Annotated in this window: 14 protein-coding genes; 11 read left to right on the top strand and 3 right to left on the bottom strand. The window is 39.9% G+C overall.

Annotated features, from left to right (window positions below; translation table 11 throughout):
- From RYL77_RS07840 to pcp, 8 genes are all read left to right on the top strand, one after another.
- Nucleotides 1-1,275, top strand: a 1,275-nt coding sequence (locus RYL77_RS07840; RefSeq protein ID WP_399553795.1) for a gamma-glutamylcysteine synthetase, incomplete at its 5' end; no start/stop codon positions are given.
- Nucleotides 1,276-1,350: 75 nt separating this feature from the next.
- A complete protein-coding gene (gene thrC / locus RYL77_RS07835; protein ID WP_315010879.1) occupies nucleotides 1,351-2,835 on the top strand; it encodes a threonine synthase in 1,485 nt (494 codons plus the stop codon).
- Nucleotides 2,836-2,895: 60 nt separating this feature from the next.
- Nucleotides 2,896-4,176, top strand: a complete 1,281-nt coding sequence (locus tag RYL77_RS07830; RefSeq protein WP_315010878.1) for an MATE family efflux transporter — start codon at nucleotides 2,896-2,898, stop codon at nucleotides 4,174-4,176.
- Nucleotides 4,177-4,179: 3 nt separating this feature from the next.
- Nucleotides 4,180-4,800, top strand: coding sequence for an HAD family hydrolase (locus RYL77_RS07825; RefSeq protein WP_315010877.1), 621 nt, complete (start codon nucleotides 4,180-4,182; stop codon nucleotides 4,798-4,800).
- Nucleotides 4,801-4,965: 165 nt separating this feature from the next.
- A complete protein-coding gene (locus RYL77_RS07820; protein WP_315010876.1) occupies nucleotides 4,966-6,168 on the top strand; it encodes a LysM peptidoglycan-binding domain-containing protein in 1,203 nt (400 codons plus the stop codon).
- A gap of 209 nt (nucleotides 6,169-6,377) precedes the next feature.
- A complete protein-coding gene (locus RYL77_RS07815; RefSeq protein WP_315010875.1) occupies nucleotides 6,378-6,803 on the top strand; it encodes a MarR family winged helix-turn-helix transcriptional regulator in 426 nt (141 codons plus the stop codon).
- Between the two features lie 10 nt (nucleotides 6,804-6,813).
- Entirely contained in the window at nucleotides 6,814-7,176 is a 363-nt protein-coding gene (locus RYL77_RS07810; RefSeq protein ID WP_315010874.1) for a DUF1304 domain-containing protein, read from the top strand.
- Nucleotides 7,177-7,286: 110 nt separating this feature from the next.
- Nucleotides 7,287-7,931 (top strand): pyroglutamyl-peptidase I, encoded by a 645-nt coding sequence (gene pcp, locus RYL77_RS07805; RefSeq protein WP_315010873.1) that lies wholly within the window; start codon nucleotides 7,287-7,289, stop codon nucleotides 7,929-7,931.
- A 26-nt stretch (nucleotides 7,932-7,957) separates the two neighbouring features.
- Here pcp and RYL77_RS07800 read toward each other — a convergent pair whose 3' ends face one another.
- On the bottom strand, nucleotides 7,958-8,815 hold the full coding sequence (locus RYL77_RS07800; protein WP_315010872.1) for a DUF975 family protein: 858 nt from the start codon (nucleotides 8,813-8,815) through the stop codon (nucleotides 7,958-7,960).
- A gap of 116 nt (nucleotides 8,816-8,931) precedes the next feature.
- Between RYL77_RS07800 and tgt the strand changes: the two genes are divergently transcribed.
- The 3 genes from tgt to nagA all read left to right on the top strand — a co-directional run bounded on the left by tgt (nucleotide 8,932) and on the right by nagA (nucleotide 13,295).
- Nucleotides 8,932-10,074 carry a tRNA guanosine(34) transglycosylase Tgt gene (tgt, locus tag RYL77_RS07795; RefSeq protein WP_001285237.1) on the top strand — a complete coding sequence of 381 codons (1,143 nt, stop codon included), beginning with the start codon at nucleotides 8,932-8,934 and terminating at the stop codon, nucleotides 10,072-10,074.
- A gap of 100 nt (nucleotides 10,075-10,174) precedes the next feature.
- Entirely contained in the window at nucleotides 10,175-11,992 is a 1,818-nt protein-coding gene (locus RYL77_RS07790) for an acyltransferase family protein (protein ID WP_315010871.1), read from the top strand.
- A 151-nt stretch (nucleotides 11,993-12,143) separates the two neighbouring features.
- Nucleotides 12,144-13,295, top strand: coding sequence for an N-acetylglucosamine-6-phosphate deacetylase (nagA, locus tag RYL77_RS07785; RefSeq protein ID WP_001134550.1), 1,152 nt, complete (start codon nucleotides 12,144-12,146; stop codon nucleotides 13,293-13,295).
- Nucleotides 13,296-13,440: 145 nt separating this feature from the next.
- On the opposite strand, the gene RYL77_RS07780 is transcribed toward nagA, so the two are convergent.
- Together RYL77_RS07780 and RYL77_RS07775 are read right to left on the bottom strand one after the other, a co-directional pair.
- Nucleotides 13,441-14,571, bottom strand: coding sequence for a site-specific integrase (locus tag RYL77_RS07780; protein ID WP_315010870.1), 1,131 nt, complete (start codon nucleotides 14,569-14,571; stop codon nucleotides 13,441-13,443).
- A 53-nt stretch (nucleotides 14,572-14,624) separates the two neighbouring features.
- The coding region (locus RYL77_RS07775; RefSeq protein WP_315010880.1) for a DUF771 domain-containing protein at nucleotides 14,625-14,779 on the bottom strand (155 nt) is incomplete at its 5' end.

The following is a 14,779-nucleotide window of genomic DNA, read 5'->3' as shown; positions in this document are numbered from 1 at the left end:
TCTCGTTCTATCGATTTATTAAAACATCGGTATTTGAAAAATATTAAAGAAAATCTTGAATTGTTTATTGGGGTTGAACTGGAATATCCTGTTGTAAACTTGGAAGGGGATGCTACAGATATTGAAGTTATTATGTACTTATTCCGATATTTAGTTTCTACTTTGGATTTTGTTATCGAAAAGGTAGATGATTTTGGAAATCCTATCCAGTTAGTAGATCCAGTAAGTCAAGATGCTATTCTGTTTGAAGTTTCCTATACAACGATTGAGTTTGCATTTGGTAAGGCTAAAACGATACAAGAGGTTGAAGAACGTTTTAGTATTTATATGGAAGCAATCCAGAAGAAGTTAGCTGAATCAAATCATGCTATTGTTGGCTGCGGTATTCATCCCAACTGGGATAAAAATGAGAATTGTCCAGTGGCTTACCCACGCTATCAGATGTTGATGGATTATTTGAATTTGAGTAGAAATGTTACTAAATCAGATTTACATCAATTCCCTGAATACGGAGCGTTTATTTGTGGGAGTCAGGTTCAGTTGGATGTTTCAAAATCCAATTACTTACGGGTGATTAATGCTTTTACCCAAATTGAAGCAGCTAAAGCTTATTTATTTGCAAACTCTGAGTTTTCGGGTGCGGATTGGGATACGAAAATTTCAAGGGATATTTTCTGGGAAGAATCCATGCATGGTATCTATCCAGAAAATGTCGGGGTCAATGCTAGACTCTTTAAAGATGAGGATGATTTTTTTGACTATCTAGATCATTCTGCAATTTTTACTGCGGAACATGATGGGCAAACCTATTATTTTTATCCGATTCAGGCTGGGGACTATTTGGCTACACCTGAAATCCAAGCATATGCTCTTAATGGGGATGAGGTTATTATTTACTCCCAAGAGAAGGATTTTGAAACTCATCGTAGTTATCAGTACCAAGACTTAACGACTCGTGGAACAGTTGAGTTTCGTAGTGTGTGTACTCAGCCTCTTGATAGAACTTTTGCTTCTGCTGCCTTTCACTTGGGATTGTTAGTTAATTTAGATAAGTTAGAAGCTTACTTAGAAACAGCACCTTTCTTTAAAGAATTTGGGCGAAATTATAAGTTTTTAAGGCGACAATTTTCTAAGAAAAAGCTTACAGATCAGGAAGAAACTGCGATTATAGAGTTTTCAAAAGACTTACTTCTGTTAGCTGAGGAAGGACTGAAGATGAGAAATAAGCAAGAAATGAGCTATTTAGAGCCTTTGAAAGAAGAATTGGGACTATAATTTCTCTTATAAAGGGAGAATTTTCTGAAAAATCATGATATAATGGAAGAGACTATAGATAAAGGATAGAGAGTAATGACATTAGTTTATCAATCAACGCGTGATGCCAACAATACAGTAACTGCTAGCCAAGCTATTTTGCAAGGTTTGGCGACGGACGGCGGTTTGTTTACACCGCTTACTTATCCAAAGATAGATTTGGATTTTGACAAATTGAAAGATTCTTCTTACCAGGAAGTTGCTAAGCTAGTTTTGTCAGCATTTTTAGATGACTTTACAGCTGAGGAGTTGAACTACTGTATCAACAATGCCTACGATAGCAAATTTGATACTCCAGCTATCGCGCCATTAGTGAAATTAGACGGCCAATATAACTTAGAACTTTTCCATGGTTCAACAATTGCCTTTAAGGATATGGCCTTGTCTATCTTGCCATACTTTATGACGACTGCTGCTAAGAAACATGGTTTGGAAAATAAGATTGTTATCTTGACAGCGACATCTGGTGACACGGGGAAAGCTGCTATGGCAGGGTTTGCGGATGTGCCTGGAACTGAGATTATCGTCTTTTATCCAAAGGATGGTGTCAGCAAGGTACAAGAGTTGCAAATGACCACTCAGACTGGCGACAATACTCATGTTATCGCTATTGATGGTAACTTTGATGATGCCCAAACAAATGTGAAGCACATGTTTAACGACGTGGCTCTTCGTGAAAAATTGGCTACCAACAAGTTGCAATTTTCGTCAGCTAACTCTATGAACATTGGCCGTTTGGTACCACAAATTGTTTATTATGTTTATGCTTACGCTCAGTTGGTCAAGACTGGTGAGATTGTAGCTGGTGATAAGGTCAACTTCACAGTACCAACAGGAAACTTTGGAAATATATTGGCTGCCTTTTATGCTAAACAAATCGGTCTTCCAGTTGGTAAATTGATCTGTGCTTCAAATGACAACAATGTTTTGACAGACTTCTTCAAGACACGTGTTTACGATAAGAAACGTGAGTTTAAGGTGACAACTAGTCCATCTATGGATATTTTGGTATCTTCAAACTTGGAGCGTTTGATTTTCCATCTTTTGGGTAATGATGCGGTTAAGACAGCTGAACTCATGAATACTTTGAATAGCCAAGGTCAATATGAGTTGACTAATTTTGATACAGAGATTCTTGACCTCTTTGCAGCTGAATATGCGACTGAGGAAGAAACAGCGGCAGAAATCAAGCGTGTTTATGAGTCAGATTCTTATATCGAGGATCCACATACGGCGGTTGCCTCGGCAGTTTATAAGAAATACCAAGCGGCTACTGGCGATGTGACTAAGACAGTGATTGCTTCAACAGCTAGTCCATACAAGTTCCCAGTGGTTGCAGTAGAAGCTGTAACTGGAAAATCAGGGCTTGGCGACTTTGAAGGCTTGGCTCAATTACATGAAATTTCAGGCATTGCAGTGCCACCAGCAGTTGATGGGCTTGAAACAGCTCCTGTTCGTCATAAGACAACAGTGGCAGCTGCTGACATGCAAGCAGCGGTTGAGGCTTATCTAGGGCTTTAAGACAGAGGGAGTAAACTCGGTTGGGAAACCAACTGAGTTTCTTTTCATCAGGAGGAAGGATTGTTTAAGAAAAATAAGGACATTCTTAATATTGCATTGCCAGCTATGGGTGAAAACTTTTTGCAGATGCTCATGGGTATGGTGGACAGTTATCTGGTTGCTCACTTGGGTTTGATAGCTATTTCGGGTGTATCAGTAGCTGGCAATATCATCACCATTTATCAGGCGATTTTCATTGCTCTTGGGGCAGCTATTTCTAGTGTTATTTCAAAAAGTTTGGGGCAGAAGGATCAGTCTAAGCTAGCCTATCATGTGACTGAGGCGTTGAAAATTACTTTACTATTAAGTTTCCTTTTAGGAGCTTTGTCCATCTTCGCTGGACAAGAGATGATAGGACTTTTGGGGACTGAACAGGCTGTGGCCGAAAGTGGAGGACTCTACCTATCTTTGGTAGGTGGTTCGATTGTTCTTTTGGGATTAATGACCAGTCTGGGAGCCTTGATTCGTGCAACGCATAATCCACGTTTGCCCCTCTATGTGAGTCTCTTATCCAATGCCTTGAATATTCTTTTTTCCAGTCTAGCTATTTTTATCCTTGATATGGGAATAGCTGGTGTTGCTTGGGGGACTATTCTGTCTCGTTTGGTCGGTCTTATGATTTTGTGGTCACAATTAAAACTGCCTTATACGAAACCGACTTTTGGTTTAGATAAGGAACTGTTGACCTTGGCTTTACCAGCAGCTGGAGAACGGCTTATGATGCGGGCTGGAGATGTAGTGATCATTGCCTTGGTCGTTTCTTTTGGAACGGAGGCAGTAGCGGGAAATGCAGTCGGAGAAGTCTTGACCCAGTTTAACTATATGCCTGCTTTTGGTGTGGCTACGGCAACGGTCATGCTGGTGGCTCGAGCGGTTGGAGAGGATGATTGGAAAAGAGTAGCTAGTTTGAGTAAGCAAACCTTTTGGCTTTCTCTGGTCCTCATGTTACCATTAACTCTCAGTATCTATGCCTTAGGGTTACCATTAACTCATCTCTATACGACTGATCCTCTAGCGGTTGAGGCTAGTGTTCTAGTGACACTTTTTTCACTACTTGGTACTCCTATGACGATAGGAACAGTCATCTATACAGCAGTCTGGCAGGGTTTGGGCAATGCTCGGCTTCCCTTTTATGCGACAAGTATAGGAATGTGGTGTATCCGCATTGGAACAGGATATCTGATGGGGATTGTGCTTGGTTGGGGCTTGCCTGGTATTTGGGCAGGAACCCTTTTGGATAATGGTTTTCGTTGGTTATTTCTACGTTACCGTTACCAGCGTTATATGAGCTTGAAAGGATAGGAAATGCAAAAAACAGCTTTTATTTGGGATTTAGACGGGACTTTATTGGACTCTTACGAAGCGATTTTGTCAGGGATTGAGGAGACTTTTGGTCAGTTTTCTATTCCTTATGATAAGGAGAAAGTGAGAGAGTTTATCCTAAAGTATTCTGTGCAGGATTTGCTTGTGCAGGTGGCAGAAGAGCGAAAGCTAGATGTGGAAGAGTTAAATCAGGTGCGTGCCCAGAGTCTGTCTGAGAAGAATGCTCAGGTAGTCTTAATGCCAGGTGCGCGTGAGGTGTTGGCTTGGGCAGACCAAGTAGGGATTCAGCAGTTTGTCTATACTCATAAGGGGGACAATGCTCTTACTATTTTAAGAGACTTGGGGTTGGAATCCTATTTTACAGAGATTTTAACCAGTCAGAGTGGCTTTGCGCGGAAGCCAAGTCCAGAAGCGGCTACCTATCTGTTAGATAAGTATCAGTTGGATTCTGAGAAGACTTATTATATAGGAGACCGGACTCTGGATGTGGAATTTGCTCAGAATAGTGGGATTCAAAGTATCAACTTTTTAGAGTCTTCTTATGAAGGCAATCACAGGATTCAGTCGCTAACAGACATTCCTCGTATTTTTGAGAGTAAGTAACGAGAAGATTGTGTCAGTTTTGTGACAGAGACCTAACAAAATATTTCAAGTAACCGAGTTTGTTACAATGAATAGACAGTTCTGTTAAATAGGCCCGAGAGGGCTTTTTTTCTGCTCTTTTTGTGTTATCATAGACAGGTACTCATTTAAAAGGAATTTGAAAGAATGAAGAAAAGAATAATATTAGCGTCAACAGTAGCCTTGTCATTTGCCCCAGTATTGGCAACTCAAGCAGAAGAAGTTCTTTGGACTGCACGTAGTGTTGAGCAAATCCAAAACGATTTGACTAAAACGGACAACAAAACAAGTTATACCGTTCAGTATGGTGATACTTTGAGCACCATTGCAGAAGCCTTGGGTGTAGATGTCACAGTTCTTGCGAATTTGAATAAAATCACTAATATGGACCTGATTTTCCCAGAAACTGTTTTGACAACGACTGTCAATGAAGCAGAAGAAGTAACAGAAGTTGAAATCCAAACTCCTCAAGCAGGCTCTAGTGAAGAAGTGACAACTGCGACAGCAGATTTGACAACCAATCAAGTGACCGTTGATGACCAAACTGTTCAAGTTGCAGACCTTTCTCAACCGATTGCTGAAACTCCAAAAGCGGTAGAAACTACAAGCACAAAAGAAGTAGTATCAAGTTCAGAAGTTGCAGAGATAGTGACTGCTTCAGAAGAAGTGACACTATCTACAGAGATTTCTGTCTCAGAGGGACAAACAGCTGAAACAAGCAGTGCAGTTGCAGAAGAAGCGCCTCAGGCAACGACTCTAGCTGAGAAGCAGGAAACACAAGCAGGTCTTCAAGCTAAGCCAGCAGGGGAAGAAACTACAACTCCAGTAGAAGAAAAAGCAACCGAGACAACTGCAACAAGTTCAGAAGAAGCAAAAGAAGCCTCATCAAGTGAAGCTACACCAGCAGTTTCTACTTATCAACCAGAAGAGACGAAAATAGCTTCAACAACTTACGCGGCTCCAGCTGCACCTGATTATGCTGGACTTGCAGTAGCAAAATCTGAAAATGCAGGCCTTCAACCACAAACGGCTGCCTTTAAAGAAGAAATTGCTAACTTGTTTGGCATCACCTCCTTTAGTGGTTACCGTCCAGGCGACAGTGGAGATCATGGAAAAGGTTTGGCTATCGACTTTATGGTACCAGAAGGCTCAGAACTAGGGGATAAGATTGCGGAATATGCTATTCAAAACATGGCCAGCCGTGGCATTAGTTACATCATCTGGAAACAACGTTTCTATGCTCCATTCGATAGCAAATATGGACCAGCTAATACTTGGAACCCAATGCCAGACCGTGGTAGCGTGACAGAAAACCACTATGACCACGTTCACGTTTCAATGAATGGATAAACCAGACTTGGTAATATCATTTTGACGAATGAGATCTAGCTTTTGTGATAGGAAGCGAGTCTCGTTCGTTTTTCTTTGTTAATTTGAGTGGAAAGTAAAATGGGAAGTTAGAATTTTGTAATGCTTTAAGCAACATTCTTGCATTCTATTTTACTTTGCATTATACTTGATAAGTCAACTATTGATAAATCAATAGAAGAGAGGAAGAAATGCTAGAGATTCAAGATTTACTGTATCAACTCCGCTTGTCTGAGCAAGCGAGCACGCAATTGTTTGAAAAAAGACTTGGGATTAGTTTGACAAGGTATCAGATGTTGCTGTTTTTGCTGGAGAATTCTCCCTGTAATCAAATGGCGGTTCAGGAGCGTTTGAAAATTGATCAGGCTGCTTTAACCCGACATTTCAAGATTTTGGAAAAGGAAGGTTTGGTGGAGCGTCATCGTAATCCTGAAAATCAGCGGGAAGTGTTGGTAGAAGCTACGAAGTATGCCAAGGAGCAGTTAGTAGTGAATCCTCCTCTGAAGCATATCAAGGTTAAGGAAGAGATGGAAGGTATCTTAACAGAGTCTGAAAGAACAGAACTCAGCCGTTTAGTAAATAAATTGGTTTTGGGTATTGAAAATATAGAAATTTAAGGAGAAATAGATGTCAATTATGACAATCATTTTAGCAACAATCGTTGCTTTGGAGCATTTTTACATTTTTTATTTGGAAAGTATTGCAACGCAATCAGATGTGACTAGTCGTGTATTTAACATGGACAAGGAAGAATTAGCTCGTCCGTCTGTAAGTTCATTGTTTAAAAATCAAGGGATTTATAACGCTCTGCTAGGAGTCTTTCTCTTGTATGGCATTTATTTCTCACAGAATTTAGAAATTGTGACTATTTTTGTTTTATTTGTGATTGGTGCTGCGGCTTATGGCTCTCTCACAGCAGATAAGAAAATTATTTTGAAGCAAGGTGGACCAGCTATTTTGACTTTGATTAGTATTCTACTCTTAAAATAAATTTGAAAGGCGGTACTAGCCTCGCTAGTCCTTTTCGCTCCAGAATAAGGGAAATATGTTATACTTGTTTTTAAGAAAAGAGTTTCATGGAATTGGTTGTGAGGTTAGAAATGAAAGTATTAGTGACTGGTTTTGAACCCTTTGGAGGGGAAAAGGTCAATCCAGCCTTGGAGGCTGTTAAAGGTTTGCCAGCTGAAATCCATGGTGCTGAGGTCCGTTGGCTAGAAGTGCCAACAGTCTTTCACAAATCGGCTCAAGTATTGGAAGAAGAGATGAGTCGTTATCAACCTGATTTTGTCCTTTGTATCGGCCAAGCTGGTGGAAGATCTAGCTTGACGCCTGAACGAGTGGCCATTAATCAAGACGATGCACGGATTCCTGATAATGAAGGCAATCAACCGATTGATCTTCCTATTCGTCCAGATGGTGCTCCTGCCTACTTTAGTAGTTTACCGATTAAAGCAATGGTTCAAGCTATAAAAAAAGAGGGCTTGCCGGCCTCTGTTTCCAATACAGCAGGTACTTTTGTCTGCAATCATGTGATGTATCAGGCCCTCTATTTGGTAGAAAAGAAATTTCCACATGTTAAGGCAGGTTTTATGCATATTCCTTATATGATGGAACAGGTGGTGAATAGACCGACTACCCCAGCTATGAGTTTAGTGGATATTAGGCGAGGGATAGAAGCGGCAATCGGCGCTATTATCGAATATGGGGATCAGGATCTCAAGTTGGTAGGCGGAGAAATTCATTGATAGAAAAAAGCTTGAGGGGAAATCCTTCAAGCTTTTGGACGTTTTCGAGCTAGTACTGCTCGGTAAAAAATTATTTTATTGATTTGAATGTAGGGTAGGAGTGAGAAACTAGCAATTCCAAAGGTGATCCAATTGAGGAAGTACCAAGGAAGGAGTTGTAAGTCTAGGACAAAGCGCTGAAACTTGTAACCTTTCATCAGGAAACGGCTGGTTTTAAGGATTTGTCCTGGTTTGGCTTGTCCCAAGTCTAGTGTGTCACATAGAAGAAATTCTACCTGTGAATAGGCATAGTATTGTGGAATATAGAGACTATTTCCTATAATCATCAAGAAAATACTTGCTAGAACGTAAAGACCAAAGATCATGAGGAAACTTTCCGTTTCAATTGACGTGAGATCTAGATTAGGAAACTCAGGGTGAAGGACAACGAATTTCTTTGCTAAAAAGCTACTGTAAAAGAGGAAGTAAATCCCAAGCAAGCTAGGAATGCTCCATAAGAAGAGATAGAAGCGTTTGAGAAGGAGAGTCAAAAAGGTTTGTGAAAAGTGCTCTTCGTTAAATAGAGCCAGACTGTTTTTAACGGATAGTTCTGTATCGGGATTCTTGATGAGTTTCAGCGTTGTATAAACTGAACTGGTTAGAAGTATTGCTCCGATAAAGGAGACTAATAGTGGAAAAAGGTAGGCTTGGAATACATGACTAAGCACGCTTAAAAAGGATTGCTCTAAAATAGCCTCGTTGATGCGATTTAAGGGATTGAGGAAGCCAGACAAGATGATCAGCATGCTGGGTAAGAGATAGACGAGAAAGAGGCGGGGATTTTCAGCTTGAAATTGTCTAGCCTGCAGACGAATGGTTTTTAAATCAATTTTTGGGTATTTCATTCTCTCATTATACCATAGTTCGTGACAGTTCCAGCTTTTTTTGATAAAATCATACAGTATGCCCTTGGGCACAAAGTATGAACTGGGACTGTCTTTCCCAGCTTCGGAGGTAAAAAATGTCAGATTCACCAATCAAATATCGTTTGATTAAGAAAGAAAAACACACAGGAGCTCGTCTGGGAGAAATCATCACTCCCCACGGCACCTTCCCAACACCTATGTTTATGCCAGTTGGGACACAAGCCACTGTCAAAACTCAGTCTCCTGAAGAATTGAAGGAGATGGGTTCGGGAATTATCCTGTCAAACACCTATCATCTCTGGCTTCGTCCTGGAGATGAACTCATCGCACGCGCAGGTGGTCTCCACAAGTTCATGAATTGGGACCAGCCTATCTTGACAGATAGTGGTGGTTTTCAGGTTTATTCCTTAGCAGATAGCCGTAATATCACAGAAGAAGGCGTAACCTTTAAAAACCATCTCAATGGTTCTAAGATGTTCCTATCACCAGAAAAAGCCATCTCTATTCAGAATAATCTGGGCTCAGACATCATGATGTCCTTTGACGAATGTCCTCAGTTTTATCAACCATACGACTACGTTAAGAAATCAATCGAGCGTACCAGTCGTTGGGCTGAGCGTGGTTTGAAGGCTCACCGTCGTCCGCATGACCAAGGTTTGTTTGGGATTGTGCAAGGGGCAGGATTTGAAGACTTGCGTCGCCAATCGGCTCATGACCTTGTCAGCATGGATTTCCCAGGCTACTCTATCGGTGGTTTGGCGGTGGGAGAAACCCACGAAGAGATGAATGCCGTCTTGGACTTCACAACCCAACTGCTACCTGAAAATAAACCTCGCTATTTGATGGGTGTGGGAGCGCCAGATAGCTTGATTGATGGGGTGATTCGTGGGGTGGATATGTTTGACTGTGTCTTGCCGACTCGCATCGCTCGTAATGGGACTTGTATGACCAGTCAGGGACGTTTGGTTGTCAAAAATGCCCAGTTTGCTGAGGACTTTACGCCACTGGATCCTGAGTGTGATTGCTACACATGTAAGAACTATACACGCGCTTATCTTCGTCACCTGCTCAAGGCTGATGAAACCTTTGGTATCCGCTTGACAAGCTACCACAATCTTTACTTCTTGCTTAACCTGATGAAGCAAGTGCGACAAGCCATCATGGATGACAATCTTTTGGAATTCCGTGAGTATTTTGTTGAAAAATATGGCTATAATAAGTCAGGACGCAATTTCTAAAATGGAATTGATATAAGCTAAAAATCCTAAGTTTTCTCTTAGGATTTTTCTTCTTTTTTTGATAGAATAAAGTGTATAATGAAAGGGAGAATAAACTCGTATGCGCATTAAATGGTTTTCCTTGATTAGGATTACAGGTTTACTTTTGGTACTCTTGTATCATTTCTTTCAGACCATCTTTCCTGGAGGATTTTTCGGGGTAGATGTCTTTTTCACATTTTCAGGTTTTCTGATTACGGCTCTACTCATCGAAGAATTTTCTCAAAATCATGAAATTGATTTGGTTGGATTTCTTAGGAGACGTTTTTATCGGATTGTACCCCCCGTGGTTTTGATGGTCTTGGTGACCATGCCTTTTACTTTCTTGGTTCGCCAAGATTATGTGGCTGGAATTGGGGGTCAGATTGCGGGTGTCTTAGGCTTCATGACCAACTTCTATGAGCTCCTAACAGGTGGAAGTTATGAATCTCAGTTCATTCCTCATTTGTTTGTTCATAATTGGAGCTTGGCTGTTGAGGTACACTACTATATTCTTTGGGGATTGGCAGTTTGGTTCTTATCCAAACAGGCTAAATCAAATGGTCAGTTGAGGGGAATGGTCTTTCTCTTGTCTGTTGCTGCCTTCTTGATCAGCTTCTTCTCCATGTTTATTGGTAGTTTTCTAGTGACCTCTTATTCCTCTGTTTACTTCTCCAGTTTAACTCATGTCTATCCATTCTTTTTGGGAAGTATCCTAGCAACGATTGTAGGCGTTCGTCAGACGACTTCCCTCGTCAAGCAGTTGGATAAAATCTGGGATTTACGAAAGACCCTGTTGATTTTTGCAGGAGGTTTTGGCTTCTTACTCATTTTGACCTTCTTTGTCAAATTCACTTATCTTTTTGCCTATCTTATAGGCTTCTTGCTTGCCAGTCTTGCAGCCCTTGCTATGATTCTGTCGGCGCGTGTCTTACATGAAAAGACACCTCATGTGCAGGAATCAAAGATTATCAGTTTTTTAGCAGATACTAGCTATGCGGTTTATCTCTTCCATTGGCCTTTCTATATCATTTTCTCACAGTTGACATCAAATCTTCTTGCTGTGTTATTAACTTTGATTTGTTCTTATGGATTTGCCAGTCTATCATTTTATGTATTGGAACCTTGGATTGCAGGAAAGAACACACCTATTTTACAAACTCTTCGTCCCCTGCCTTATATTCACGCAATTATTGCAACAAGTACAGGAATCTTGGCCTTCATTGTCTTCTTAGTGACTTTCTTGGCACCACAAGTGGGAGCGTTTGAGACAGATTTGACTGTCAATGGTTTGAAGCAAGCTGCAACAAATATTGGCCAGACCAAGGTGATGGCAGAACGAGCCGAAGCTGATAGTTTAGGAATTGCTGATGGCACTATGCTAATTGGTGATTCAGTGGCTCTAAGGGCCAATACAGCTCTGCAGACAGCCCTTCCTGGAGCACAGATTAATGCGCAGGTCAGCAGAACAACCAAGACTGCCAACGAAATCATGCTCAACAATAGCCAGAATAAATTTCTACCAAAGATGGTGGTTATTGCAACAGGTGTGAATAATCCTGAAAATTACAAGGAAGATTGGGATAGTATCGTGAAAAATCTTCCTAAGGGACACCATATGGTTTTGGTAACTCCTTATGAGGGAGATAAGACAAAAGAGACCTATGCCATCGTTGAGAAGGCTGCTGCCTACATGAGAGAATTGGCAGAGAAGACTCCTTACATCACGATAGCAGATTGGAATCAAGTTGCTAAGGAACATCCAGAAATCTGGGCAGGAACAGATCAAGTCCATTTTGGAAGTGACAATAGTAAGATTGAAGCAGGAGCTAAATTGTATGCAGATACCATTGCCACAGCCTTGCAAACAGCTCAAGACAAGCCAGTCAAATCAAAATAACTTGTATTAAAAAGAGAAGAGTTGGAGAAATCCAGCTCTTTTAAAATATATCTAGAAAATAGGTCTATACCATTTACAAATGAATCAGAAAAGTTTATAATGTAATTGACATAATAAATATCAAAAGTAATCTTTTAAGGAGGTCATTATTATGCCTAATTACGTTAAAGCGGATCAGTTTTTCTATCCATTTGGCATTCGTCGCGGTGGGTACTTAGAACTTGTTGATGGTAAATTTGGGAAACATGTGGATCAAATTCCTGAAGGAGCAGAGGTTCTTGACTATACTGGTTATAGCATTGCACCAGGTCTTGTGGATACTCATATTCATGGATATGCAGGTGTAGATGTGATGGACAACAACATTGAAGGGACATTGCATACTATGAGTGAAGGACTTCTTAGTACCGGTGTTACCAGTTTCTTGCCCACAACTTTAACAGCCACTTATGAGCAATTGCTTGCAGTCACTGAAAATCTTGGAAACCATTATAAAGAAGCAACAGGTGCTAAGATTCGTGGGATTTATTATGAAGGTCCATATTTCACAGAAACTTTTAAGGGGGCACAAAATCCAACTTATATGAGAGACCCGGGTGTTGAGGAGTTTCATTCTTGGCAAGATGCTGCAAAAGGGATGCTAAATAAAATCGCTATTGCACCAGAACGTGATGGGGTGGAAGATTTTGTACGTACTATTACAGGTGAAGGTGTGACAGTTGCACTTGGACACTCAGATGCGACATTTGAACAAGCTAAGAAGGCAGTTGATGCTGGAGCTAGTGTATGGGTGCATGCCTATAATGGGATGCGTGGTTTAACACACCGAGAACTAGGTATGGTAGGAGCTATGTATGAGCTCCCACATACTTATGCAGAATTAATTTGTGATGGTTATCATGTAGATCCAAAAGCTTGTGAGATTTTACTTAAGCAAAAGGGGACAGAAAACATCGCTCTTATTACGGACTGTATGACAGCTGGTGGGCTTGAAGACGGTGACTATATGTTGGGAGAATTCCCTGTTGTAGTAGCAAATGGAACTGCACGTCTCAAATCTACTGGTAATTTGGCAGGTTCTATCCTCAAACTTAAAGATGGTATGAGAAATGTAGTCGAGTGGGGTATTGCAAATCCACACGAAGCGGTCATGATGGCTAGCCTTAACCCAGCAAAATCTGTTAATATTGACGATGTCTGTGGACAAATTCGTGAAGGTTATGATGCAGATTTTATTGTTTTAGACAAAGATTTGGAATTGGTAGCAACCTACCTAGACGGTGTGAAACGTTATCAAGCATAAGAGAGAAGGCAGAAGTTAGAGACTAGCTTCTGCTTTTTTGGCTCTTTGTCAACTGTAGTGGGTTGATATAATAGTCTTAGACCTTGATTTTTCAAGGTCTTTTTTGATTTTGGTCACTTTTTGGTCAACTTTTTTTATAAAAAAATTATTGACTTAAAAACTCCCTAACACGTTTATTTTCTGATTCTTCTTTTTCCTTGATTAAATGACCATATGTTTGAGTTATTTGTGTAATGTCTTTGTGTCCCATGTTTGAAGCTATAACCCAAATATCAATCCCATAGCCTAACATAATACTTGCGTATGTGTGCCTAATACCTGTTGCTGATAAATCGAGTGGTTTGAGTTTCAACTTCTTGAGATGTTCTCTTAAACGCTTATTTACTTCGTGATTTGAAGGAACAACAGTATACAAATCGAAAAAGATATGATTTGCTTTATTTTTAATATTTGTTTGTTCAATATCTCTACTTTGAATCTCTTTTAATTGATTCAAAACATTCAATGTTTCTGAATCGACTGGAATAGTTCGAACAGAAGTAGCTGTTTTTGCTGGTCGCCATTCTTTCTTTCGAGGGTCATAGCGCCTGTATGTTTTGACTTCTTGAGTTTCATTCAACACACAATCCCATGTCAAGCCTAGCACCTCACCGAAACGCAAGCCAGTTTTTAGTTGTGTAAAGAGAAGATAGTCAATAATATTAAACTTTAGTTCAATATTATGTTTTACCTCTTTCAATAATTTATGATAATCTTCCGAACTTGTAATAGCTTTGTCTTTTTTAATCTTTCGGCTTGCTTGCCCTGTAATAACAACACCATCTGTAAAATCAATGATTGATAACTTATCTTTTTTCGCAAATTGAATGACTTTTCTAACTTCCGCATTTAATCGCCGAACTGTATCTTTTCCAACTCTTTTTGCGTATTCGTTGATAAATTCTTGATACTCACTAAAATTGATGTTAGTAGCCGATTTATCTTTGAAATAATCTAAAATAAGTTTACCTCTATGCTTATGATGTGCAATTGTCCCCTGACTTTTATTTAAAGGAACTATTTGCAGATTATACCATTTCTGCCATAGTTGATAGAGAGAAATATTTGAATCAATTACGTTACCGTTTAACAACTCTAATTCAATTTTACTTGCTTCCAATATTGCTTCTTTTTTCGTTTGAAATCCTGAGTTTGAAGCAACTACCTTTTTATTTTTATCAAATATTCTATAATCCCAAGTTTTCTTTTTACCTCTTTGTCTATATGAAATTGCCATATGATTATCCTTTCTTTTAAAAAGATAACCAAGACATCGTCTTGGCTATTATATCATGTTTCTTTCAATAACTCTGAGAAATGCTGTTCAAAAAATGCTCTCGTCTTAGAAGCAAGAAATATGTATTTTCCACCCTGATTTTGCGGATACTTTACAAAACCATCCTTGTTTTTATCAATATCGATTTTTGAGCGAATATCAGGCTGAT

The sequence above is a fragment of the uncultured Streptococcus sp. genome (assembly GCF_963516515.1).
Classification (GTDB): Bacteria; Bacillota; Bacilli; order Lactobacillales; family Streptococcaceae; genus Streptococcus.
The sequence above is the reverse complement of the archived record's forward strand: the minus strand, read 5'-3'. Positions and strand labels throughout refer to the sequence as shown.

What these genes read in the sequence shown, in the direction of transcription:
- thrC (WP_315010879.1), top strand. Translation starts at nt 1,351, where the DNA reads ATGACATTAGTTTATCAATCAACGCGTGATGCCAACAATACAGTAACT.
- RYL77_RS07825 (WP_315010877.1), top strand. Translation starts at nt 4,180, where the DNA reads ATGCAAAAAACAGCTTTTATTTGGGATTTAGACGGGACTTTATTGGAC.
- RYL77_RS07820 (WP_315010876.1), top strand. Translation starts at nt 4,966, where the DNA reads ATGAAGAAAAGAATAATATTAGCGTCAACAGTAGCCTTGTCATTTGCC.
- RYL77_RS07815 (WP_315010875.1), top strand. Translation starts at nt 6,378, where the DNA reads ATGCTAGAGATTCAAGATTTACTGTATCAACTCCGCTTGTCTGAGCAA.
- RYL77_RS07810 (WP_315010874.1), top strand. Translation starts at nt 6,814, where the DNA reads ATGTCAATTATGACAATCATTTTAGCAACAATCGTTGCTTTGGAGCAT.
- pcp (WP_315010873.1), top strand. Translation starts at nt 7,287, where the DNA reads ATGAAAGTATTAGTGACTGGTTTTGAACCCTTTGGAGGGGAAAAGGTC.
- RYL77_RS07800 (WP_315010872.1), bottom strand. Translation starts at nt 8,815, where the DNA reads ATGAAATACCCAAAAATTGATTTAAAAACCATTCGTCTGCAGGCTAGA.
- tgt (WP_001285237.1), top strand. Translation starts at nt 8,932, where the DNA reads ATGTCAGATTCACCAATCAAATATCGTTTGATTAAGAAAGAAAAACAC.
- RYL77_RS07790 (WP_315010871.1), top strand. Translation starts at nt 10,175, where the DNA reads ATGCGCATTAAATGGTTTTCCTTGATTAGGATTACAGGTTTACTTTTG.
- nagA (WP_001134550.1), top strand. Translation starts at nt 12,144, where the DNA reads ATGCCTAATTACGTTAAAGCGGATCAGTTTTTCTATCCATTTGGCATT.
- RYL77_RS07780 (WP_315010870.1), bottom strand. Translation starts at nt 14,571, where the DNA reads ATGGCAATTTCATATAGACAAAGAGGTAAAAAGAAAACTTGGGATTAT.